The organism is Pseudogracilibacillus sp. SO30301A, from assembly GCF_037072025.1.
Classification (GTDB): Bacteria; Bacillota; Bacilli; order Bacillales; family Amphibacillaceae; genus Pseudogracilibacillus.
Genome location: NZ_JAXHDD010000036.1, coordinates 17423 through 40802, shown reverse-complemented (window position 1 = coordinate 40802; position 23380 = coordinate 17423). Strand labels below are relative to the sequence as shown.

The 23380-nt window shown below is 32.3% G+C and carries 22 protein-coding genes and 3 pseudogenes; 14 read left to right on the top strand and 11 right to left on the bottom strand.

Translation table 11 applies throughout. From position 1 onward, the window contains the following. The 13 genes and pseudogenes from SPD89_RS15740 to SPD89_RS15680 form a co-directional block, all read left to right on the top strand. On the top strand, positions 1 to 1241 hold a 1241-nt coding region (locus tag SPD89_RS15740; protein ID WP_336262901.1), incomplete at its 5' end, for a sigma-70 region 4 domain-containing protein. Between the two features lie 632 nt (positions 1242 to 1873). Next, on the top strand, positions 1874 to 2638 hold the full coding sequence (locus tag SPD89_RS15735; protein WP_336262900.1) for a BRO-N domain-containing protein: 765 nt from the start codon (positions 1874 to 1876) through the stop codon (positions 2636 to 2638). 90 nt (positions 2639 to 2728) lie between these two features. Then, entirely contained in the window at positions 2729 to 2965 is a 237-nt protein-coding gene (locus SPD89_RS15730) for a hypothetical protein (RefSeq protein WP_336262899.1), read from the top strand. Between the two features lie 513 nt (positions 2966 to 3478). Beyond that, entirely contained in the window at positions 3479 to 4078 is a 600-nt protein-coding gene (locus tag SPD89_RS15725) for a hypothetical protein (protein WP_336262898.1), read from the top strand. Between the two features lie 115 nt (positions 4079 to 4193). Then, positions 4194 to 4424, top strand: coding sequence for a hypothetical protein (locus tag SPD89_RS15720; protein ID WP_336262897.1), 231 nt, complete (start codon positions 4194 to 4196; stop codon positions 4422 to 4424). Continuing rightward, a complete protein-coding gene (locus SPD89_RS15715) occupies positions 4424 to 4957 on the top strand; it encodes an N-acetyltransferase (RefSeq protein WP_336262896.1) in 534 nt (177 codons plus the stop codon). The genes SPD89_RS15720 and SPD89_RS15715 overlap by 1 nt, the downstream gene beginning before the upstream one ends. 725 nt (positions 4958 to 5682) lie before the next feature. After that, positions 5683 to 5886 (top strand): annotated as a pseudogene (locus SPD89_RS15710) (N-acetylmuramoyl-L-alanine amidase family protein); the annotation flags it as partial. A gap of 403 nt (positions 5887 to 6289) precedes the next feature. Further along, positions 6290 to 6385 (top strand): annotated as a pseudogene (locus SPD89_RS15705) (YneF family protein); the annotation flags it as partial. A gap of 141 nt (positions 6386 to 6526) precedes the next feature. Further along, entirely contained in the window at positions 6527 to 6883 is a 357-nt protein-coding gene (locus SPD89_RS15700) for a hypothetical protein (RefSeq protein ID WP_336262895.1), read from the top strand. A 32-nt stretch (positions 6884 to 6915) separates the two neighbouring features. After that, positions 6916 to 7875, top strand: coding sequence for a peptide-methionine (S)-S-oxide reductase MsrA (gene msrA / locus SPD89_RS15695; RefSeq protein ID WP_336262894.1), 960 nt, complete (start codon positions 6916 to 6918; stop codon positions 7873 to 7875). Between the two features lie 44 nt (positions 7876 to 7919). Further along, positions 7920 to 8123 carry a DUF6501 family protein gene (locus SPD89_RS15690; protein WP_336262893.1) on the top strand — a complete coding sequence of 68 codons (204 nt, stop codon included), beginning with the start codon at positions 7920 to 7922 and terminating at the stop codon, positions 8121 to 8123. A 138-nt stretch (positions 8124 to 8261) separates the two neighbouring features. Then, the gene (locus tag SPD89_RS15685; protein WP_336262892.1) at positions 8262 to 9788 is read left to right on the top strand and encodes an FAD-dependent oxidoreductase; all 1527 of its coding nucleotides are present in this window, start codon (positions 8262 to 8264) and stop codon (positions 9786 to 9788) included. Between the two features lie 114 nt (positions 9789 to 9902). Then, the gene (locus SPD89_RS15680) at positions 9903 to 11306 is read left to right on the top strand and encodes a polysaccharide deacetylase family protein (protein WP_336262891.1); all 1404 of its coding nucleotides are present in this window, start codon (positions 9903 to 9905) and stop codon (positions 11304 to 11306) included. Positions 11307 to 11486: 180 nt separating this feature from the next. On the opposite strand, the gene SPD89_RS15675 is transcribed toward SPD89_RS15680, so the two are convergent. The 7 genes and pseudogenes from SPD89_RS15675 to SPD89_RS15645 all read right to left on the bottom strand — a co-directional run bounded on the left by SPD89_RS15675 (position 11487) and on the right by SPD89_RS15645 (position 15716). Next, a complete protein-coding gene (locus SPD89_RS15675) occupies positions 11487 to 11684 on the bottom strand; it encodes a GNAT family N-acetyltransferase (RefSeq protein ID WP_336262904.1) in 198 nt (65 codons plus the stop codon). A gap of 148 nt (positions 11685 to 11832) precedes the next feature. Next, complete coding sequence (locus tag SPD89_RS15670; protein ID WP_336262890.1) at positions 11833 to 12234, bottom strand: nucleoside 2-deoxyribosyltransferase; 402 nt, start codon at positions 12232 to 12234, stop codon at positions 11833 to 11835. A gap of 64 nt (positions 12235 to 12298) precedes the next feature. Further along, positions 12299 to 12637 (bottom strand): ASCH domain-containing protein, encoded by a 339-nt coding sequence (locus tag SPD89_RS15665; RefSeq protein ID WP_336262889.1) that lies wholly within the window; start codon positions 12635 to 12637, stop codon positions 12299 to 12301. A 246-nt stretch (positions 12638 to 12883) separates the two neighbouring features. After that, positions 12884 to 13588: a metallophosphoesterase family protein gene (locus SPD89_RS15660; RefSeq protein WP_336262888.1), complete on the bottom strand. Its 705-nt coding sequence runs from the start codon at positions 13586 to 13588 to the stop codon at positions 12884 to 12886. 423 nt (positions 13589 to 14011) lie between these two features. Beyond that, positions 14012 to 14372, bottom strand: a pseudogene (locus SPD89_RS15655) (enoyl-CoA hydratase). Positions 14373 to 14426: 54 nt separating this feature from the next. After that, on the bottom strand, positions 14427 to 15053 hold the full coding sequence (locus SPD89_RS15650; protein ID WP_336262887.1) for an ECF transporter S component: 627 nt from the start codon (positions 15051 to 15053) through the stop codon (positions 14427 to 14429). A 522-nt stretch (positions 15054 to 15575) separates the two neighbouring features. After that, complete coding sequence (locus SPD89_RS15645; RefSeq protein WP_336262903.1) at positions 15576 to 15716, bottom strand: hypothetical protein; 141 nt, start codon at positions 15714 to 15716, stop codon at positions 15576 to 15578. A 415-nt stretch (positions 15717 to 16131) separates the two neighbouring features. Between SPD89_RS15645 and SPD89_RS15640 the strand changes: the two genes are divergently transcribed. Beyond that, on the top strand, positions 16132 to 16788 hold the full coding sequence (locus tag SPD89_RS15640) for a L,D-transpeptidase family protein (RefSeq protein WP_336262886.1): 657 nt from the start codon (positions 16132 to 16134) through the stop codon (positions 16786 to 16788). A gap of 225 nt (positions 16789 to 17013) precedes the next feature. Here SPD89_RS15640 and SPD89_RS15635 read toward each other — a convergent pair whose 3' ends face one another. The 4 genes from SPD89_RS15635 to SPD89_RS15620 all read right to left on the bottom strand — a co-directional run bounded on the left by SPD89_RS15635 (position 17014) and on the right by SPD89_RS15620 (position 23313). Next, entirely contained in the window at positions 17014 to 17334 is a 321-nt protein-coding gene (locus SPD89_RS15635) for a rhodanese-like domain-containing protein (RefSeq protein WP_336262885.1), read from the bottom strand. Between the two features lie 235 nt (positions 17335 to 17569). After that, a complete protein-coding gene (locus tag SPD89_RS15630) occupies positions 17570 to 18448 on the bottom strand; it encodes a 5'-3' exonuclease (protein WP_336262884.1) in 879 nt (292 codons plus the stop codon). Positions 18449 to 18451: 3 nt separating this feature from the next. Then, on the bottom strand, positions 18452 to 22066 hold the full coding sequence (locus tag SPD89_RS15625) for a dynamin family protein (protein WP_336262902.1): 3615 nt from the start codon (positions 22064 to 22066) through the stop codon (positions 18452 to 18454). A gap of 761 nt (positions 22067 to 22827) precedes the next feature. Further along, positions 22828 to 23313 (bottom strand): flavin reductase family protein, encoded by a 486-nt coding sequence (locus SPD89_RS15620; RefSeq protein WP_336262883.1) that lies wholly within the window; start codon positions 23311 to 23313, stop codon positions 22828 to 22830. Between the last annotated feature and the right edge of the window lie 67 nt (positions 23314 to 23380).

Below are 23380 nucleotides of genomic sequence, written 5' to 3'. Positions count from 1 at the left end.
TTAATCAAAATGAAACTAATCAAACTAAAATCGAGAATCAAGAGGAAATGTACATTAAGGATTATATAATTGAATATCAAAATCACAACGACAAGCAGAGACTTATTGATGATCTGATTTATTATCCAGTAGTTGAGCAGATTATCCAAGAAGGCAACAAGCACGATATCAGACATCTCAGATTTAATGATAAATTAATGAATAACTGGCTAACGGAAATAAAAAAGGAATACCATAAAATAATATCACGAGAAGACATTGAAGATGCTGTAATTGACTTTTTAGCAATAAACAATGTATTCGATAATGCAGATGTTACCAAGAGTGCTAACGAGATTGCATTTTATGTACAGAAAGCATTCTTTGGACACATTAAGACTTACTTTAAGAATGAGCTGCATTTTAGTGAGAATGTCATAACTGAGGATATGACTAATCCGCTTGAAAAAGATGGGGCAGATTTTAGTGACGATGATAGAGCTTATTCACTCTATGAGCAAGCAGATTATAGTAATTGGATTGAAATTGAATATAGCACTTCTTACAGTAAATTTATCGAGGCAATTGGCGGCTTAAAGAATGTGCTCACAGAGAATCAATTTGATGTAGTTACAATGTCCAATATCATGTCACAGCGAGAGGTAGCTAACAAGTTAGGAGTAACAGAAGCGAATGTAAGTAAGACAATAACGCAAGCTGATAAACGACTCAAAAAGAGTTATCTATCTTGGAGAACAGCGGAGATCATGAATGATAGTAATGAGATTGATACTACAAAAACTGTTAAAACATTCTTAGAGCAGTTCGACAAGATCATTGAAGTTGATACTGGTAATACATTTGATTACTTTACGTATATAGTTAATTTTATAAAAGATAATAGCACTAAAAGAGATTTTGATTACAATTATAAATTTATGCAGAGCAATAAGATTGATGTGAGTTTATCTGTTATCGATGTAATAAGTGATTATATTATGAGGTCACAGTATGAACTTGTTACAAATGTATTAGACGCTCATGTGAGAGGATTGGATGAAGATAAGGTATTTACTAAACGACAAAGCGAAAGATTCTCTAAAGCGATTGTAGGAGCGTTCTACAAGTATTTAGAAAGTGTAGAAGGTAATATTAATCAATTTTTAGATGTAGCTGTAGATAATTTTGCTGTACGAAACAATGAGAAATTAAATCAGAATAAGACAAATGATTATGATGAATTGATCGATTTGTTGGGTTAGTTTAATAATATAATAGTTAAAGTTAGTTAAGGTCAAATTTACATAAAAAATGGTTAAGTTTTTATGATTTAACAATAGGAGGGGGAAGGGGATAGTACACACTATTTTCTCTTCCTTTTCAGTAATTTGCATTTTTATTTCCCCATTTTAGCAAGCGATCAACAACATTTCCCCGGATTTGCTTGTTAAAATTTTTCCCCTGTAAATAGAGTTAGGCAGCTGAGACATTCCCCCTTTGTTTTGGCTGTTCCTTTTGTGTTTATTAATTGACTAATGGTCAGACAAAAAAGTCCAACCAATAATACCAAAGAAACAGAAAACGATTTAAAAATTATGTTGATGTTATTGATTTAAAGGGTAGTGAGTTCGCTATGCATCTGGTGACATCACAAATTATTTACCACCGTTGCCAAAAGTGGCAAAAACTAATAATATCTATCTATTGTCAGAGAGGTTGAATGTACCGATAATTTCATACATTTTGCGGGGTCTCCATTACCCTTTTTAGTGTGCAGAGCTATTAGTCTTAATTGACTAGTAGCTCATTTTATTATTGCTAAAAAGAATGGAAATCGCACAAAGTGTGTGAGATGGAAAACACACACTAAATAAATTAATGGAGATGATTAGGAATGGAAGGTTTACAAAGTTTTATTTTTGAAGGTCAAGAGGTAAGAACAGTAGTAAAAGATGGTGAAGGTTGGTTTGTTGCTAAAGATGTTTCAGATATTTTAGGGTTTAGGGATGCTTATACAGCAACAAGAAGCTTAGATAGTGATGAAAAAGCTATTACACAAATGTGTGTAGCAGGTCAAAACAGAGATATTACTATCATAAATGAATCAGGATTGTACGCATTAATTTTCAAAAGTAAAAAGAAAGAAGCCAGAGCATTTAGAAAATGGGTTACATCAGAAGTGTTACCTACTATTCGTAAAGATGGTGGTTACATTTCATCTGATATTACAGATGAGCAAGCTGACAAGTTGGATAAGAAGTTACTATTATCGACACCACAACGCAGAAGAAAACAACTAGAAGAAGCAACGATTGACGGTAAAGAGAATGTGTTTACTGTTTATGAAGATATTAAAGAGTACATAAAGAATTGGAAAGCTGATGATAAAGTAACAGCTTTGAGGCATGTTGAGCGAGTACTAGATGATAAAAAAGAGGGTTACGGTACTGATATAGCTTTTGTAGTAAAAATTGAAGAATTGTTGGTTGGAGTTGCTAAGGATATTGATAAAATCCGTAATCACTCATACGGTGCTAGATTACGTGAAATAAATAAGCAACATAAAGAATTGCAGGAAGAATATCAATCTATTAAACCTCCAGCAATTGATAAATACCACGCGATTAATTATCATCCCTTTAGCATTAATTCCTCATAACAGGCGAAAATATCAGACGATGGTGAACCTTATCTTACAGATACACCGGCGTTCCAAAAATGGAAAGCAAATTTTCCTTATGGATGGACAATGCCGAGTAAAAAAGAGTTAGGTGTGGATTTTAACAAGCCTATTAGAATTCATTTTTACTATGATCACTTGGATAAATTTGATAGAAGTAATTTTGATAAGAGCGCCCAGGATATGATATTTAAATTTTATCAAGCAGATGATCAAATGGTTTGGGAGACTGGTACATCGAAAACTAATCAACATGTAGATAGTTATGATGAGGGTAAAATTTATTTTTATTTAGAGAATATTTAAACAAAAAGAAAGGGTAGGAAGATGATCGATAAAATTAAAGATAATAAACTTACAATTTTAATGATTATTATAGCGATTATTTTTTACATATTGATGATACCAAATGTAGACGATTAGACAGCGAGAATTGTAATAGGAGTTATAGTTGGATGGTTTATCTGCAGTAGATTAGCGGACATTTCATACAATGATCAAGCTTATGTTCTTTACGAGGACTGGACTATTTTGCTTTCCAATTTTGAAAAATAAATACATAAAACAAAGTAAAGCGATTTGACTAATTAAAGTCGAGTCGCTTTTTTGGTGCGAAAAATACTAGAAAAATAAAAAAACTAATAAATTAAGGGGTAATAGGAGTATGAACAATATGATTTAAAACTAGAGGATTTATTTATTGGATATTTAACTAATGATGCAGAAGGTTTAGAAGTTGAAGAAAAAGATGGAACAATTAAACATTTCGAGAAAGTTAATGGTAAGTGGAAATTGTATGCGATAGAGGACGAGAATGGAGTGCATGAATTAACGGATATCCCCAATTTTAGTCATTATAAGGCTGATTTGCATAGAGGTAGGATTTATAGTTTGATTAGTAATAAATGGCTTAATCCTAAGGCTAATAAGAGATTTGGTTATGTTTATAGTACTTTAAAGAATAACAATGGTACTGCAATACCAATTTCAATACATACGGTTATTATGTCAGCACACCTCAATAAATCTCCAGAATCATGGAAACCACTCACTGTTAACCATATCGACTTAAATAAGGAAAATAATTCAATACATAATTTAGAATTAATTGAACATAAAGATCAGTTTTGTGATATTGTACGTTCTAGAATGGGTCAAGGTGAGCGATTGAGCAATGATGATGTGCGTTACTTACGCTTAATAAAAGAGATCCTTAAAGTAAAAGGAGAATATGCGCAGAATACGTTTTTTAACTACTTTAGTGAGCGTTTGTATCGTAGCTATACAACGATACAAAACATTGTCAACAACGTCACATATCAAGATATTCAACTCACAGATAAGGAAAAAGAATTGATTAATAGAATTAGATTACAGCATGATTTAGTAGAGTTTGGGATTAGTGAGTTGATTGCTTAATGTGTAAAAAAGCAAACTAACTGTATTAAAAGCGCAAATAATATGCTATAATTGTGGTAAATAAAGGGTACACTACATATTACTAATTGTAAACAGTATAAAGGTGTGATGTGTAGTGGATTCTAAAAATGACAGACTAAAAGACAATTCAAAAGACAAGAATAAAAAAGGGGATGAAGATATGAATACAGTTGTAGAACCTAAACCTGTTAAGTCATTGGAGATAAATTTTGATTCAGATAAGCAGTATGATGACTTTGTAGATTATATTAAGAATCCGCCTGCTCCGAGTAAACGTGTTAAGGAATTAATAAAAGAGTATAGAAAGCAGAGTAGAGATAAATAGTGAATAAATTATCACATCTTACCGAAGAATGGTTGGACTCTATCCACATCAACCAAATTCGTGAATTTAGATGTGTAAATCAAAATGGAGACAATCATGTTCAAAAATTTTTACAAGAGCAGGCATTGGACTTAATGAGTCAGAACTTAGTTAGAACTCGATTGTTCTTCGATAAAAATCGAAGTTTAATTGGGTTCTATTCATTGTTTAATGACACTATAAAATTAAATAAACATAAAAGAAAACAGCTTGATATAAAACTTCCCCACGGAGTACAAGATATTCCCTCAATTAGACTTCACTTTCTAGGTATTGATGACAAACATATGGGGAAAGGGTATGGCAACGATCTAATGGCTTCAATAATAACTAACTGTATCAATGTCGCTAGGATTTCAGGTTGTACTTTGATTGTACTAGAGGCAACAGAAGATGTGGTACAGTTTTACGAAAAGTACGATTTTATCTATGTTCATCCAAAAGAAGAATATTACATAATGGTATTAAACACAAAAGAATTGATTGACGTGTAATAAAACCTCACATTAAAATGTGGGGTTTTTGTTTGGGTTGAATGATCGGTAATATATAATAGTTTGACAGTTTTCATTTCTTACAGCAAAATGGCAATAAATTAAACAAAGGGGGCAGGAAGATGAATATAGTTATTAATTATGAAATAGAAGCACAAGTTAAAAATTACCTAATTGATAAGGTCAAAAATCATATTGATTTATTTAAGAAGATTTAAAAATTGATAATATCAAAGAAGTTTATTTTGTTGAAGATTTGCTAGCGGAGGCAAACGAGATTAGAAAATCATACGGTTATTTAGCGGATACTGTTTTAGAACGTGAAGGAGCTCATGCTTATTATTTTCCGGTTTTTGATGGTTACATTTTAATTTTTATTTTTTAATTTTAAGCGGCTTATTAAACGATGGTTAACTAATACATCTACTACAACTACAAAACATTCTAGTAAGCCTACAAACAAGCCTACTAGCAAGCCTAAAAGTAAAGGAAAACCTAACTATAACACTAAATCGATTGTAGAATTTTTACAGAGTATTGGGCAGCCATATTCACTAGCACATAGGAAAAAACTGGCTTCTTATTATGGAGTGAAAAATTATCAAGGACAAGCTTCCTTAAACTTACAATTGTTAGATTTAATTAAAAAGGACTATAAAAAGAATGGTAAATTGAGAACTAATAAGCCACAAGCTACTACAAGCTCGTACAAAGGTAAGCGAGTTGAGTCAAAAGTAAATGGATTAAGATTCTACAACAAGCCATCATGGGCTGATAAAGACGTTGTAGGACATGTTAATAAAGGTATTGGTTTCCCTACGATTGTGAGTAAAATTAAAGTTGGTAAAGGATCACAATACAAAGTTAAAAACAGTAAGGGGCATGTTTATTATATTACTGCTGCAAGCAAGTATGTGAGGGTTAAGTAAAACAAGTTGGTGGTCGGTGAGAGCGACCACAACCCCAACTTTGGGGAATGCGATTATTCGAGTTGCGAATTTGACGCAGGAGGATTTGGCGCTAAAACAAGGGGGACGAAATTTTGGTCTCCTCAAAGTTGAGGATCAGGTTATTCGAGTCGCAAATTTGTGACACCTTAATTATGGGTATGCGGTCATTTTTGATCGTGTACCCTTTTTTGTTTTGGTTAATTTTAATATGGAAATGTTGTCTGAGTTAAATTGTCAGAAATCGAATGACTAATTAACCAATTTTGTATAATATCCAGTTAAATAGCTTGCAAAATTTACACTTATTTGCTAAACTTTTCTTAGCTATAAAAAGGTGGATTTAACTTTAATCAGATAGCCACAAACGTTGATATAAAGCCATTTACGTACGTTAATGATGCAGATGGGGCAAAAGCCATCACAGAAAAAAATTAATCAAATGATGCGTGCAATGAACAATCAAATGGATAAAAAATAAGGAAATTAAAGCCTTTCCCGTAATATGTCATGGGAAGGCTTTTTTCATAGATTTTTAAAGAGATTATTGTTAAGATAAAAGTTACATCTCACCATATACTTACATACAATAATGTAGAATTTAAACAAAAGGGTGAGAAACATGGTAAATCATAATTATCATACGTTAGTCTTTCAACCGGTGAGAAATAATCCTGTTAATTATTTCCCACAAGGAAATACTATCGTACGACCCGAAAATGTTCGGACTCAAATTTATGGTAAAGTGAATGAATATGTTGCAAGAGCACTAGCCTATATTCAATACATTATTCGAATGATCGAGTCAAGTACACCATTCTTTGATAAATACGGACCAGTCCTACAAGAAGTACCAAAGATGTATCATTTGGTTAAAGCATTTAATGAGATAAAAGATGGAGGAACTTTAGATAGAAATAATAAATTTAAAAATGATGAAGTTACTTATGATGGCCCTCCACCACGATTATTTATCTAAATCAATCCATATTTGACAGGAGGAAATAGTATATGACTAAAAAATTAGAAACAGCAATATTTGCAGGTGGTTGTTTTTGGTGTATGGTTGAGCCGTTTGATGAGAGACCTGGAATCGAGAAAGTAATTTCTGGTTATACTGGCGGTACAGTAGAGAATCCAACATATGAACAAGTTTGTTCCAATACAACTGGACACGTAGAAGCAGTACAAATCACGTTTGATCCATCTATTGTTTCATATGAGGAACTTGTTGAATTGTTTTGGCAACAAATCGATCCGACTGATGCTGGAGGTCAATTTCACGATCGCGGGGACTCTTATAAAACAGCGATATTTTACAATAATGAAGAGCAAAAGAAAACCGCAGAAAAATCCAAGCAGGACTTAGAAGCAAGTAAAAAGTTTAATAAGCCAATTGTAACTAAAATACTTCCGGCGAAAACTTTTTATCCGGCCGAAGATGAACATCAATATTACTATAAGAAAAATCAGTTTCACTATAAAACATATAAAAAAGGATCCGGTAGAGAACAGTTTATTAAAGACAACTGGACGAAAAAATATGACAAAGAAGAATTAAAAAATAATTTAACTCCAATGCAATACTTTGTTACACAAGAGGATGGAACAGAACAACCATTTCATAACGAATACTATAATCATGAAGAAGAAGGAATTTACGTTGATATCGTTTCTGGAGAAGTACTATTTTCCTCTACAGATAAATTTGATGCCCAATGTGGCTGGCCAAGCTTTACAAAACCGGTTGTTAATCAGCAAGTTACCGAACACCTTGATACTTCACGTGGCATGATGCGAACGGAGGTAAGGAGTAAAGAAGCTGATTCTCATTTAGGACATGTTTTTGAAGATGGTCCTAAAGAACATGGAGGACTACGATATTGCATTAACTCTGCAGCACTTCGTTTCATTAAAAAAGAAGATATGGAAAAAGAAGGATATGAAAAATATCTATATTTATTTAAATAGGTTACAATAATTATATTATGTTAACTAATAAAGAGGAGATAAATATGATTCATTTAAATTGGGAAAACAAGCAACCAATCAAGCGAGTAAAATGTATTCATTCAGATGCCAAAAAATATAAAGTAAATACTATGTTAACAAAAGGGAAAGAATATGATGTCATCAATGAAACAGATGAATTTATTTTCATTATTGATAACAGTAATCGAGTCGCCGGTTATTATAAAGAATATTTTGAAGTAAATTAAATAATATGTTAATTAGATTTCAATAGTCTAAGTTCAGTCTATACTGAATTTAGACTTTTTTTTATTTATTCTTACACATATTTACTATTTATTATGGGAATATTAACAATTAATATTGACTAAAAGGAGTTACTTAAGATGAAAAATCCTTTACCTAAGCAATCTACAAGTTATTGGCACGATTCCGTTGATTTACCAAGATTTGATAAATTAAAAGAGACAATAAAAGTTGACGTTGGTATTGTAGGAACAGGAATGACTGGTATTACTGCTGCATATTTACTTTCAAAACAAGGACTAAAGGTATGTCTTATCGATGCGGGCTTAATCCTAAATGGAACTACTGGTCATACTACCGCCAAAATAACCGCACAACATGGAATGATTTATGATGAGTTTATCAGTCACTTTGGAGAAGAAAATACAAAACTTTATTATGAAGCAAATATTCAAGCTAAAAATTTTATTGAAAATATCATTAATGAAAACAAGATAAACTGTCATTATACGACAGAAGATGCATATCTTTATACAGAATCAGAGAATTATATAACAAAACTAGAAAATGAATATAAAGCTTATGAAAAACTAAATATTAAAGGAGAACTTATAGATACTGTCGATCTACCTTTTCCAATAAAAAAAGCTTTGAAAATGAGTGAACAGGCACATTTTCATCCGTTAGAATATCTAAAAGCATTACTTCAAGCATGTAAAGAGAACGGTGTAAAAATTTATGAAGAAACAAGGGCTTTAAATGTAGAGCATAATAAACATTCTACAATCATTACCGAGGATGATCACCGAATCTTTTGCCGTTATGTAATTCAAGCATCACATTATCCATTTTATGATGGAACCGGCTTTTATCCAGCTAGAATGTATGCAGATCGTTCATATATTATAGCTTGTAAAACGAACAAAACAGTAAATAATGGGATGTATATAAATGCTGAGACACCAACAAGATCAATACGACCAATTGAAATAAATAATGAGGATTTATTACTTATTGGAGGAGATGCGCATAAAACAGGTCAAAGTAATGACCCAATGATCTCTCATTATGAAGCACTCCAACAATTTGCTGAAAAGAATTTCGGATTACAGGAAATAGTATATCGCTGGTCAGCACAAGATTTGGTTACATTGGACAAGATACCATATGTTGGTCCTGTTACTAAGGCACAGTCAAATGTATTTGTAGCGACTGGTTTTAGAAAGTGGGGGATGACGAATAGTACAAATGCTGCACTTCTGATTGCTGATTTAATCACTGAACAAGATAATCCATTTAAAGAATTATTTTCACCTGGAAGAGATATTAAGGCTGATCCATCTATCCGAAAAATAATTAGTTATAATACAGATGTTGCGAAACATTTAATAAAAGGAAAAATGGAAAGACCAGAGGAAGATATCGAAACACTGGAACCAAACGAAGCTTGTGTGACAATTGTTAAAGGTGAACGTGCAGGTGTATACAAAGATGCTGATGGTAGATTACATGCTGTTGATACGACATGTACTCATATGGGGTGTGAAGTTCAATGGAATAATGCAGAAAATACATGGGATTGTCCATGTCATGGCTCACGCTATACGTATACAGGCGACATTTTGAATGGACCAGCAGTAAAACCATTGAAGAAATTAGTGTTATAAACCAAACATATCCATATATTTCTCGTTGTTATTTGCAATCTGTTTGATATAATTAATTTAGACAAAAAAAGACAGATTTCACTAATTTATTTTTCAACAAGGGGAATATGGATAATGTTAATCGCAAAAAAAAGGGTCATTTTATCCTTCGTTATTTTAGTTTGCATTTCTTTAGCTTTTGTTTTTACAAGTAATTCAGGTGCCGTAAAAACCTCAGACGAAGAGAAAGTGTCTTCACAAATTTTAAATGATGAAATTAATAAAGGGATCAAAATTCAAACTGAAACGAAAGAGACAGAATTAACAACCACATATAAAATGATCCCTTTTTTAAATATTGAGGCAATTGATAAACCAATACAAAAATGGGCAAGGGATCAAGAAAAAAATTTTACAGAAGAGTTAAAAAAAATAGGGGTATCGGAAGGTGAAAAAATACCTGCACATTTAAATTATCAAACTGATATCCATAAACTTGATGAGAATATATATAATTTCGTTATTACGGTAGAGCAATTTATTCATAATGAAATGAAAAATACATATGTTAAAACCTATATGGTCGATTTAGAAAATAAATCTTTTATAAACATACCTGATATGTTTACCGATACGGATAAATTAATAAAATTTCTAACAGAAAAAATAAAAGATGATGATAAGGAAATAACAAAAGAAGTTCTAAATAACCTTTATGACTTGAATTGGGAAATCCACGATGATGAATTTAACCTTTATATTAACCCAGATGAAGGGGAATTAAATAATGAAATTAAATCATTAAAAATCCAATTAGTTGAATTACATAGTTATCTAAATGAAGATTATAAAGAAATCTTAATCTCTAAAAAAATAGCGAAGGAAATAAAAGCAATAGAAGAACAGAAAAATAATAAAAATAGAAAACTAGATCCAAATGGAAAATATATTGCACTGACTTTTGATGATGGCCCGCATGAAACGAATACAATTCAAGTTTTAAAAACTTTAAAAGATTACGATGCAAAAGCAACTTTTTTTATGTTAAGTAAAAATGTAGAGTTTTATCCAGATATCGCTAAAGAAGTAGCAAAAGCAGGGCATGAGATAGGTAATCACGGTATTACCCATGTTAATTTGAATGCAGTTAACAATAATAGAATAAAAACCGAAATAATAGAATCAAAGCAGCAAATCAAAGAAGCTACTGGGATCGAACCACAATTATTCAGGCCACCTTATGGCGAACAAAACCAAGTAGTAATCAATCTTTCCGAAAAAACAAATCAGTCAGTGATTTTATGGTCTATAGATTCTTTGGATTGGAAATCAAAAAATGTAAAATCAATTTATAATACTACGATAAATCAAGTTCGACCAGGTTCAATCATTCTATTTCATGACATACATAAACAAACTGCAGATGCTTTACCGTTAATTTTGGATTCTTTAACAGATCAAGGATATGAATTTGTAACTGTATCTGAACTAATTCCGTTATTAGACCAAAATGGAATTGGACCATATTATGGAAACTAACTATGAAAATATGAAACTATTAAGATGTGCCAATTTCAGGTACATCTTTTTAACTCTTCATTTACTTCTTATAATATATATTATGTAAACTAGAATATTTCAGGAAAATATAGATGGTTTGTATGCTTAATAAGACTAATGTTCAAAGACAAGAAAGTCTAAACTAGAAATCAATCATCATTAAATAAAATACATTGTACCTTTAAAATTAAGATTGATTATTGTTTGTTGTAGTTCGATTAAAGTTAGAGAAATTCCACGTTTTCTATAATCAGGATCCACTCTGACTAACCAACTATAGAATTTTTTGTTATCAAGTTCATATCTAATCTTAAATCCAACGACTTTTTGATCGTATAATGCAATATTAAGCAATATTTTGGGTTTATCTTCATTTTCGATAGCAATTCTTCAGCGTTACCACCAAATACATCACTGTAAAGTTTTGCTATACCATATAATTTTTTTATTTGGGGTGGCGTCATAGATAAGGTACTTAATATACCTCTCCTTTCTTAGCTCCGATTTAGTTAAAAACATATTCAATTGCCGTGATTTTCTCTAATAAGTTTTTAATGGTTCCAACACATTTACTTACTTCAGGTAGATGATAAAATGTGCTTGTCGTATCACAGTTATTCACTTCCCCATCAGGTGAATATAGATAAATCTTTTTTCCTTGTCCTAGAGCAATCCCAAGCTCAATATGACTTCCTTTTCCTGCTGGTAAAATAACAATTACAAAATCTGATTCTAATACAGCATTTCTTTCTTGATCTCCAATCTTTTCTAGGTTCTCAAGAGTAGATGCTCTTTCATTTTGAGTCCAATCATATGTATGTGTGAAACCCTTATCTTTCAAATGCTGGCTAACATAACGAACTGTTTCTTTGTTCTTAAAGCTCGATGCGACATAAAATTTACTCATACAATCCTCCGCCTATGATAGAATATTTTAGCTTTTGATACACTATCTTAGATTTGAAAACGTTTTAATATTTAATTGTAATAGCTAAGGCTCCCCATTCCCTTTCTTGTTCTGGAGTATATATATCATACGTTCCATCTATCATTTCTTTTATTGTCCAATCTGGGCAATCGAACTCTTTAAAAGGAATATCTTCATACATTTCCTTAAATGTATCATATGTTCTAAGTTCGGTTACTTGTACTTGCAAAGTATCGTCTTGTTCAGGAATTTTAATAAATTCAATAATATCACCAACTTTTATTTTTCTTCTTTTTTCATCGTTCAAGCGAACCTCAATTTTCTTTTTACCCTCAATAATTGCTTTAAAATATTGACCGTACAAACCCATTTGGTGTATCATATTAATTCTCCTTTTCATAAAAACTTCAGATTTATTACACAAACAGTCCCGTTTTAGTATTAGTACAGTCCTTCACAATCCCACGTATTTATAACATTTTATCAAACTTTATTTAAAAGCAACAAACATCATTTTTATTATTTTTTGCTTGATTATTTTTCAGGTGCTATACAAGAATGGCACCCAGTTCTTGAATAAACGATACTTCTTGTTTAATCAAGCCTTTACCAAGCCATTAATTGTTGTTCAAGGTCCCTCATAAGGTGGATTTAAGTAATGTTCAGCGAAATCTTCTTTGTAAGGCGTGTTAGTTTTAAGAATTCTTTCAGAAGCGCTTTTTGTATCATATGGTGTTACCTTTAATTCAACTTCAGGACCGAGTATAGCCCAACAAGCTCCGTTAGCTCGGCTTTGTAATCCAACACTTCCAGGATTTATAATACGTTTATCATCAACCATGCGATCGAACTGGATGTGAGTATGTCCACAAACAATAATATCTTGTGATACATTTTCAATCATTGGTCGAATTTCGTTTTCATTAGTGTTTATTCGAATCGCCTCTTCATCGCTGCGAGGTGATCCGTGCACGAATAATACTTCACCCAAACCATCAATGTTTAACGTCTTCTTTTTGGGCAAATTCTTGAGAAATCGTAAGTGTTCTTCTGTTAATTGATCTGCACACCAGTGATTTAATTCAGCTGTGAAGTCATCTAATCCTTGTTCTTTCCCATGACGATAAGAAACTTCACGATCAACGTTCCCTCTAATAAAAATAAATTCATCTTTATATTCCATTAATAGCTCCATAACCTGGCGTGGTTCAGGTCCCCAAGCTAAATCTCCACCTACCACGATTTGATCAACTTTAGCTTTCCTGATTTCTTCTAAAACTGCTTTTAATGCCGAATAATTTGCATGAATATCGTAAATAGTAGCTACACGCATTTAAGGTTGCCTCCTCCAAACTGAATTAATTTCCCTTTCATTTCGAAGATAATCTCCATAGCCATCAATCTCTATTTAGTAATTTTAAGTTTGAGAGCAACAATTTGTTTGTCGAATATCTTTCTGCTCTTACATTAACATTGAGAGGATGTTCAAAAAGTCCGGTAAAAATGACACTGCGAATTTCTTCGTTGGCTTGCTTTTCCGCTCCTTGAAAAAGGAAAGCACTTTTTCTGCGTGCTAGAAGCGTTTCCTTGGAAAAGAAGATCACTTTTACAGCGTGCCAGATCTTTGCTCATGTATTTAAAAGTATACATTCCGCTGACAGGAGCTGCGCCACCACGAACTTCTTGGTCCTTTTTATCCTTTTTGAACACGCACATTAAGAACATTAAGTTTTTAATTAACTTTAACCATCTAATGCTATGTTAATATGATTCCATCAAAGTTTCCGCCCAATACTTGTTTTTCGTTTTGATTTTTGCATAAAAAAGTTGCTAAGATATAAAGTCTATTATTATCTTTCTTATTTAGTTTTTCTATTCTGACTTCACAACTTATTTTATCTTCATTAATAAATAGCCTAAAAAATTCAAAATTCATTGTACGAGCAAAGTACATTTTGATCTCCACCAACTTTTGTCGGTAATGTAGCAGTTAACAATCCTTGAACTACCAGTCTCCCCAATTCATCGGGATTCGTATGGTGATCCTCTTCATCCATGAATGCTTTAGTAAACATTTCAACATCTTCTTTTTTGCATATCCGTTTAAATAGAATGATGTCTCCCGCTTACCCTTTAATTGTCTTTACCAATTTACTTAAGCTCTAATCCTTTTATTCCTTTTTCGATACTTGCAATAATGTTGGTGTCACTGTCATAGTAACAATACCTGCAAGGATGGCTTCAGCAAGTCCATTTGTAAAAAATACAGTTAAAATGGCCTTATAAATTGCATTTGTACTGCTGGCATTAATAGCTTCAGCATAGGCGTCTTGAAATATTAAAGAAATAAACCCCATGACTAGAAATGTATGAATAAAAGTTGTTAGTAAACCAGTTAAAAACAAAGCAGCTTTTTTATTGGTCTTTTTCTTTGTTATCACATTACGAATAACTTTAAAAATATAGTAAGGAATAAATCCAATGATGATCCTCGGAACAATTGCAATAAATAACGCCCAAAAACTCCCTTGACTTGTGCCTAGTACTGGTATAGCCGGTGAAAATGCAAACGATAACAGTGTTGGAGTAATTGTGTTTATTGCGATACTAGTTAATCCAAACATAAATCCTAAAAAAGCGCCTATTTTCGGCCCTAAAATTATAGAAGCGATAATGATTGGAATATGAATAATAGTTGCTTTGATTACACCTAAATGGATAAATCCTAACGGTGTAAAAGCAAGTAGTAAAATAATGGATAAAAAAATTGTAGTGATACTAAAGTCTTTTATTTTCAACTTTAAACTCCTTTTGTAAACTAATTTCTTTAATTTTTTTAAGTGATTTTATTTTTATCAATGACCTGTATAAAAATTTCTTTAATAGATATTAATTTAAAACCAAAATGCAGGATGTATTCCCTACATTTTAGCCATCCAATCTTTTGGAATTAATATTCTTCTCCATCCATTCCTTTTGTGGTACATGGTATTAAGTGGTCGCAAGTAAGTGATTATTGCGCTAGTGCGCTGCTCCGGAACGAATCATTTCATTAATTAAAAACTTGAATAAAATCTTCTGGCTGTAACTAAAAAGCGTTGCGTGAGAAATCTTAAGACCATCAACAATTCAATAGATAATTATCAATTTCTTCTTTTCGCAAACCATTTTTGATGATTAGTATAATGCAAAAATTCTTCAAGCATGCCAATATACTTTTCCGGCTTCTTTAGCCACTTGTTAAACCGTTTTCTTGCTAGCTCAATGGAACCGAGTGGATCATCTATTCCAGGTCCATGTCCTGAATATGCTTTTCTGATTCAGAGTGAGGACAGTCGGTCTATGCTTTCTAAAAATCGTTGGATGGATGATACACCCTCACGAAAGATGTTTAACCAACCGATATCGTTTCTGTGCAAGAGATCTCCACTAATAAGGACTTCTTCTTCAGGTTCGTACAGAGAAAAATATGTCCTAACGTGTGCCCCGGTGTGTGCAAGACTTGGAGGGTTCTGGTTCTAGTATGAATTTCATCGTTATTAGAGACATCCTGATAAACTGAACCTTTGACAGATTAAGTTCTATACTAATCTACTCAAGTTTACGTACATTTTCTAGGGAGCATACACTAAACATGGTGCCTTTATAACATTAACAACCCTTTCATGTTTCTGTAAAAAAATATTTTTGAAGATTGCACCGAAAAACCATGCTATAAATGCAAAGAATCCAATAATACTTATAGTGTCGATATGTATGCTCCTCCTCATATCGCTCAAAATGACGTAATTTGCTTAGCTTGGTTGTGAACATACATGCATAAAATCAACACTATATGGAAATCTACAATTAACTTCAGAAAAAGGCTGGAAACAAATGAAAAAAATTATTATTTTCCTTCTTTTTTTACAATGGTTTATCATTTCACCACAATTCGTAATAAATGCGGAAGAGAAGTTTGAATACAGTTTGAAGATTGATTTATTAGAAAAGCAATTAGATGTATATAAAAACAATAAAGTAATAAAAAGGTATCCAATTGCTATTGGTTCTGATCTGTCCCCTTCCCCAATTGGTACATATATTATAACTGAAAAGTCAAAGTCTTGGGGAGGTGGTTTTGGATCTAGATGGTTAGGATTAAATGTCCCTTGGGGTGTTTATGGTATTCATGGTACAAATAAACCTCATTTAATAGGCGAAAATGTCAGTAGTGGCTGTATTCGTATGCAAAACAAAGATGTTGAAGAACTATTTGAAATAATCGATATAGGGACTGAGGTTCGTATTGAAGGTCCAGTCACCGGCGTTGGAGAAGGAGAATATAAAAATTTATCAGTTGGATCTAAAGGTAACTTAGTTCAACTTGTACAAGGACGATTAAAAGGTCTTGGTTTATATAACGGTGATATTAACGGCATATATGGGGTAAAGACCGAAGAGGCAGTTAGAACGTTTCAAAAACAACATAATTTATCCGTAAATGGGGTGATTTCGTTCCGTGAATACTTATTGCTCGGATTATTAGAATAAAAAACTTCTCAATTGTTCAATAGAGAATGTTCAAAAAGTCCGGTAAAAATGACACTGCGAATTTCGCACGAATGCTTGTTTCTCCGCTACTCATGTATCTAAATGCATACATTGAAACTGCGTCGCCTCGAACTTCTTGGTCCTTTTTATCCTCCTTTTTGAATACGCACTAATAAAAACAAAAAAAGTTTTAAGTATCAATAGACACTTAAAACTTTTATGTTATTAAAAATTTGAATCGATTGGTCCAGTCCAGCCGACCATACCTGGCAGGACATTATACACTTCTTCAAAACCATTTGCTTCTAGAATAAAACATGCTTGATTACTTCGGCCACCAGATTGACAAATAATAAAAATTTCTTGTTCTTTATTTAATTCATCACAACGATTTTCCAGTTGACCTAACGGAATAAGGACAGAACCAGGAATATGACCCTGAGCATACTCTTCCGTTTCACGAACATCGAGAATAACAGTAGCATTTTTTTCTAACTTCTGTTCTAGATCCTCATTCGAAATTTGATTTTTATATAGTGTTATCATACTTGAACCCCCATTAAAAAATAGCATAGTTATTATTTTAATGGATAAGTCTTTTTATTTCCAGTTATAAAACTTTAAGAGGATGTTCAAAAAGTCCGGTAAAAATGACACTGCGAATTTCGCACGAATGCTTGTTTCTCCGCTACTCATGTATCTAAATGCATACATTCCGCTGACGGGAACTGCGCCGCCTCGAACTTCTTGGTCCTTTTTATCCTCCTTTTGAACACGCACTTTAAGCAATATAATCAGCAATTGAATGGAATTTGATGCCTAATTGATTTACTTTTGTTTCAATTGCTTCTACATTAAAATCTATAGAAGCATCTTCTAAATAACATTCAATGGGTACATCACATTTAATTTCTGCTAATTGTTTTGACAAATGAAACATATCGATGTTTTCATTCAACTTATTTTGTATACCTTGAGATAAATGAGCGATATTTTCCAATATGCTTTCGGCTGCTCCATACGTTTGTAAAAGTTTACGTGCTGTTTTTTCTCCGATTCCTTTTACACCAGGATAGTTATCTGCTGAATCACCAGTAAATCCTTTAAAATCAACAATTTGGTGCGGGTGTAGACCTCTTTTATCATAGAAATTATCTTGATCATATATTTCATAATTTCCGATTCCTTTTTTCATAATGGCTACTTTAGTGTTTTCTTGGACTAATTGAAGCATATCGAAATCTCCGGTTTGAATAACTATATTGTGTTTGGAATGATGCTGATTAGCAATTGAACCAATAATATCATCAGCTTCGTAGTTGACTAGTCCGATATTTGGTAACTTAAATGCTTCAACAACTTCTTTTACCAAATCAAATTGTGGTACTAATTCTTCTGGAGGTTTACTCCGATTTGCTTTATAATCACTATATAATTCTGTCCGGAATGTTTTACTTCCCATATCCCAACAACAAATAACATGACTAGGATTAAATGTTTTAATCCCATCTAAGAAATAGCGTAAGAATTGATATACCCCATTTGTTGGTACACCATCAGCTGTCTTCATAAAGTTGCCGCTATATGCAGTTGCATAATAACCACGAAAAAGTAATGCCATTCCATCAACTAATAAAATATTTTTTTTCAACCTTGTCATTCCTTATTGTAATGAATTTAATAATGAACCAATGTTTTTGTGCTTAACTTCTAACTCTTTTACATTTACAACGTCTGTTAATACGTTAATGTTTTGATCTAAAATTGAATTAAGTTCTAATTCAATCCGTTGTTTTAACATATTTACTTCATTAACCCATTGTGATTGATAAGCATTTTCCATTATTTTTTGTTGCAGTTCCAAATACTCTTTTGCAAGAGGTTGTAATCGTTCGTAAAATGCATCTTTCATTTTTTCACGCTCATTTTGTTCGAAAAACAATCTCGTATTTTTAAAAGTTTTAAGTGCTTGATTGAAAATATTCATGTCAGTATCAATGAACGCTTGCTTATATTCTGGAGTTTCTAAATTAGTATCTAATATGCTCGGAATAATGAGTGTTTGATCAATTGATTCAATTTCATCTTGAATCTGTGCGTACGTATTCTTTAATAATTCTTTCATATATGCTTCGATTCGTAATGACACTGCTCGCACCTCTTGCAGCAATTCATAACCGACATAATCAATAAATGCATTACGATTATGTTCAAGCTCGATAATTGCCTGTCTTCCGGACTTTGTAATTGTCGTTGGATTAAAGTGCTCTGAAAACATATCATGAAAACGAATATATAGCCTTTCTAAGACAAAATGTAATTGTCTTTCGATTCGTTCCATAATTCTTTCATTTGAAATATCAATATTTGTATTCGCAATTACGTTTTTAATCTTTTGTCGTTGTTCGTTTAATTGGTCAATACGTTGCTTTCTTACATTTTGATCAAGATTTGCAGAATTTATAAAACCCTCTAATGTTAATTTTGTACGATTAATATCCCACATTGCAGCTTGAATAGTGAGAGCTGCTAAATCTTCTTCAATAAATGTATAAAAATCTTTTTCAAAATGTTTCATTTCATTATTTAGATTAATCTGATTAACCTTTTCTTCCAATGACAATTTACTGGATACAGGGAAAATTTTTGGATGCCTAATTCCAAATTGGAGAAGTTGGCCCTCTACATAATCTAATACTAATTTTAATTCTGACTCATCTTGCGCTAAATCAGAAGCATTTACGATAAAAAACATTTTATCCAGTTCAAATGCTTCTTTAACACGACCTAATTGGATGAGGAAATCTCTGTCTGCACTAGTGATTGCATGATTATAATAAGTGACATATAGAATCGCATCAGCTTGCTTAATGTAATCAAATGCTACATTTGTATGTCGCGCATTGACTGAATCCGCACCAGGCGTATCTACTAAAGTTATCCCTTTTCTAGTTAAATCACAATCATAGTAAAGATCAACTGCTTCAATATAACAAGCTTTTGTTTCATCAGTTACAAAAGCCGGAAACTCCTCTAATGAGATTTGTACAGTCTTACCTAATTGATTTTTACGTTCGACATATCCATTTAAAACTGCAAGTAAATAAGATTGATAGGTTTTGGTTAATTCAGGATGTTCATATAGTTGATTGTCTTTAATCCATCCAATTAGCTCATTAAAGCTATTACCTTCCGGTTGTAACTCTTTTGTAATGGCTCGTAAATCATCGACTAATGTTTTCTCATCCTTTAATGTTATGATGACCGTACCATGCTTGTTTTCATCAGTAACTGGTGAAATACGACTAATTACGGCAGTAGTTGGATTTGGTGAGACTGGTAAAATTTGTTCACCAAATAATGCGTTTGAAAACGATGATTTTCCAGCACTGAATGCACCAAATAATGCAATCGTCAATTCTCTGTTGTATAAACGTTCTTTTTTATCTTCTAGATCAGTTATAATAGTTGAAAATCCGTCAACATGTTCAATTTCATTCGTTACTTTTTCTATTATTTCAATAATAGAATCAATAGAAATATTCGTTACATGTTGTTTTTCTTCAACTGGCTGAATTGTTTCAACTCGTTGATCTTTCGATTCGTCATTTTGTTTCATTGACGGTGTTTTTTCTTTTATGACAATTTTTCTTTCTTTAAGTGCACCAACTATTTCATCAACTTTATTACTAGATGGATTTTCTAACTGGTCATCAATACGAGCCAACTTTTTCTCTAATTGTTTATCTAAATTTAGTTTTTTATCAGATACAAGCTGCATAGCCTCATATTTTTGTTTTTCTTCTATATACTTTGCTTTTTCTTTATTCCACTTATCTGCCGTTACTTTTTCTATTTGGGCAAGTAAACTATTTGCCTGCTGTCTAAATTTATTTTTAATATCATTGCTAATATCGTTTGTATAATTTAATATATAATTTCCGTTAATTGTTGCACCAGCTTTAATAAAGGCATGTAAATCAGCACGTGTATAGGTTAGCCCAATTTGCTGTGCTTTCTGCATCAGATCTTCATCATTAATCTGGTAATCACGAAGCATTTGAATGAATTTATCTCTTAATTTCCATTGAATTGTCGTTTCAATTGTTTTTTGTAAAGGGTGTAAAAAATTATTTAGCCGTTGTTGTCTTTCCTCTTCTGTTTTCTTTTTAGCATTAAAAAAGCCAATTTTAAAATCTTTTTGTTGTGATTCTAAATATAGTTCTGCTTGATCTCTTAATTTAGCAGGCATCAAATAAGCATTTTTAAGGGTTTGATTAACTTCATCCTCAAACTCTTTACGAAAACGACTGATTAAGTTATCAATTTCACTAATTTTATTGTCCAGTTCTTTTAATGTATTAAAATCGAATCCATTTTTTTGAGGAAGAACTAGTTCTGATAATGCATCTTCATATTGTTCTTTAAGAAATTTTTTATGTTCTTCAATTATTTCATTTATGGCTATGTTCAAACGTCCTGATTCCGTTAGGTTATTTGTTAATAGAGTAAACAATTCTGTTTTAATTTCTTTAATTTGATTATGTGGAGCCTTTTCATTAATAACAGAAGAGTAATTTATTTTTTCAGGGTAAATGTTCCATTGATCAAACGTTTGTTTAACATTAAAATCAAACTGTTCAAAAGAGAGTTCCTTTTCATTATGTTTGTCGACTTGGTTTATAATAATGTAAAAAGGAATTTGTTTGTTCTGTACTTCTTGTAAGAAATACAGATTTACTTCGGATTGAACATGGTTGTAGTCCATCACATAATATAAAACATCCACAAGATGGAGGGCAGATTCTGTCATTAATCGATCCGCATCATCTGCTGCATCGATACCCGGAGTATCAAGAAGGGAACAATTTTCGGGTAAAATATTATCTGCTGTACTTATCTCGATCCGCTTAATTGTATCCTTATCCATTGCATAATCTTTTATCATATCGATATCATAAGGTTCATCGTATTCAACCGGAATTGCTTCTGTAAAAAAAACACGTGCTACCCCTTCTCCAGATGTGATTTTCACAATGTTTGCACTGGTTGGGATTGGGCTTTTAGGTAAAACATCTTTACTTAATAAATAATTGATCATCGAAGATTTTCCCGCAGAAAAATGTCCGGCAAAACTAATATTAAATTGGTTTTCTGCTTTTTTCTCAAATAAATCAACTATTTTTTCAGCATTTTTTTGGTCACCATTTTTTTTCATCGTATCATAAAGTGAAGCAAAATGGCTTTCATTCATAGTCGTTATATTTTTCTGTGCCACTTTCAACGTAACATTCCCCTTTTGTATATCTTTCTATCTATCATTATACGAGAAGAACATCCCTTTTTCTAGTCTAAATAAATATGGTGGCTGAACATAACTAAACTCTAGATGAATATTTAAAGGATATTAGGAGATGTGCCGTTTTCAGAAATAATGTGCCAATCTGAAGCGAAATGTGCCGTTTTCGGAAATAATGTGCCGATCTAAAGCGAGATGTGCCGTTTTCAGAAATAATGTGCCAATCTGAAGCGAAATGTGCCGGTTTTCAGAAATAATGTGCCGATCTGAAGCAAGATGTGCCGTTTTCGGAAAAAATGTGCCGATCTAAAGCAAGATGTGCCGTTTTCGGAAATAATGTGCCAATCTGAAGCGAGATGTGCCGTTTTCAGAAATAATGTGCCAATCTGAAGCGAGATGTGCCGTTTTCAGAAATAATGTGCCAATCTGAAGCGAAATGTGCCGTTTTCGGAAATAATGTGCCGATCTAAAGCGAGATGTGCCGTTTTCAGAAATAATGTGCCAATCTGAAGCGAAATGTGCCGGTTTTCAGAAATAATGTGCCGATCTGAAGGAAGATGTGCCGTTTTCGGAAAAAATGTGCCAATCTGAAGACTCCATAGCGGCGGTTTTTCCGCGAGGATGTCGGAGGTAGACCGCCGTGCCTGCGGAAAGCAACGGTTCAGAGTGGAAAATAAGAAATCCGAACAAATACAGAATTAAAAAAATGGTATTTGTTCGGATGTTGTATGATAAATACTTTATTTTCTATTTTCTAAATTATCATCTGGGTTAATCGTTCGGTATTTACCACCATAATAAAGAATTGGTTCCCCGTCTTGAATTGTAATATCAGTTACTTTGGCTATTAAAATTAAATGATCTCCAGCTTTAACTGTTTGATCAACTTCACAGGACAATGTCGCAAGTGCATCTTTAATGACTGGGACTTCATCTTGTTCAATAAATTCAATTTCACGATCCTGCTCTTTTTGTCTTGCAAAAATCATCGATAACTCTCTTTGCTCTTCTTTCAATATACTCACACCAAATTTAGTCGTGTTTTTCAATTCAGCGTACATTCTGGCATCTTCATCTATTGATACTGCGATTAATTTTGGATTTAACGAGATTGACATAAATGCATTAACGGTCATCCCTTTATATTCATTGTTGTCATTTATCGACACAATTGTTATACCTGTTGCAAACTTTCCCATTGCGTCACGAAATAAACGCTCATCCATTCAAACTCTCACCCTTCTATCCTCAGCATTGCTATAAGAATAACATTGTTTACGATTATTTAACATT

Coding starts and splice junctions, on each gene's coding strand:
- SPD89_RS15735 (WP_336262900.1), top strand. CDS start 1,874: ATGGAAGGTTTACAAAGTTTTATTTTTGAAGGTCAAGAGGTAAGAACA.
- SPD89_RS15730 (WP_336262899.1), top strand. CDS start 2,729: ATGCCGAGTAAAAAAGAGTTAGGTGTGGATTTTAACAAGCCTATTAGA.
- SPD89_RS15700 (WP_336262895.1), top strand. CDS start 6,527: ATGGTAAATCATAATTATCATACGTTAGTCTTTCAACCGGTGAGAAAT.
- msrA (WP_336262894.1), top strand. CDS start 6,916: ATGACTAAAAAATTAGAAACAGCAATATTTGCAGGTGGTTGTTTTTGG.
- SPD89_RS15690 (WP_336262893.1), top strand. CDS start 7,920: ATGATTCATTTAAATTGGGAAAACAAGCAACCAATCAAGCGAGTAAAA.
- SPD89_RS15685 (WP_336262892.1), top strand. CDS start 8,262: ATGAAAAATCCTTTACCTAAGCAATCTACAAGTTATTGGCACGATTCC.
- SPD89_RS15680 (WP_336262891.1), top strand. CDS start 9,903: ATGTTAATCGCAAAAAAAAGGGTCATTTTATCCTTCGTTATTTTAGTT.
- SPD89_RS15670 (WP_336262890.1), bottom strand. CDS start 12,234: ATGAGTAAATTTTATGTCGCATCGAGCTTTAAGAACAAAGAAACAGTT.
- SPD89_RS15665 (WP_336262889.1), bottom strand. CDS start 12,637: ATGATACACCAAATGGGTTTGTACGGTCAATATTTTAAAGCAATTATT.
- SPD89_RS15660 (WP_336262888.1), bottom strand. CDS start 13,588: ATGCGTGTAGCTACTATTTACGATATTCATGCAAATTATTCGGCATTA.
- SPD89_RS15640 (WP_336262886.1), top strand. CDS start 16,132: ATGAAAAAAATTATTATTTTCCTTCTTTTTTTACAATGGTTTATCATT.
- SPD89_RS15635 (WP_336262885.1), bottom strand. CDS start 17,334: ATGATAACACTATATAAAAATCAAATTTCGAATGAGGATCTAGAACAG.
- SPD89_RS15630 (WP_336262884.1), bottom strand. CDS start 18,448: ATGACAAGGTTGAAAAAAAATATTTTATTAGTTGATGGAATGGCATTA.
- SPD89_RS15620 (WP_336262883.1), bottom strand. CDS start 23,313: ATGGATGAGCGTTTATTTCGTGACGCAATGGGAAAGTTTGCAACAGGT.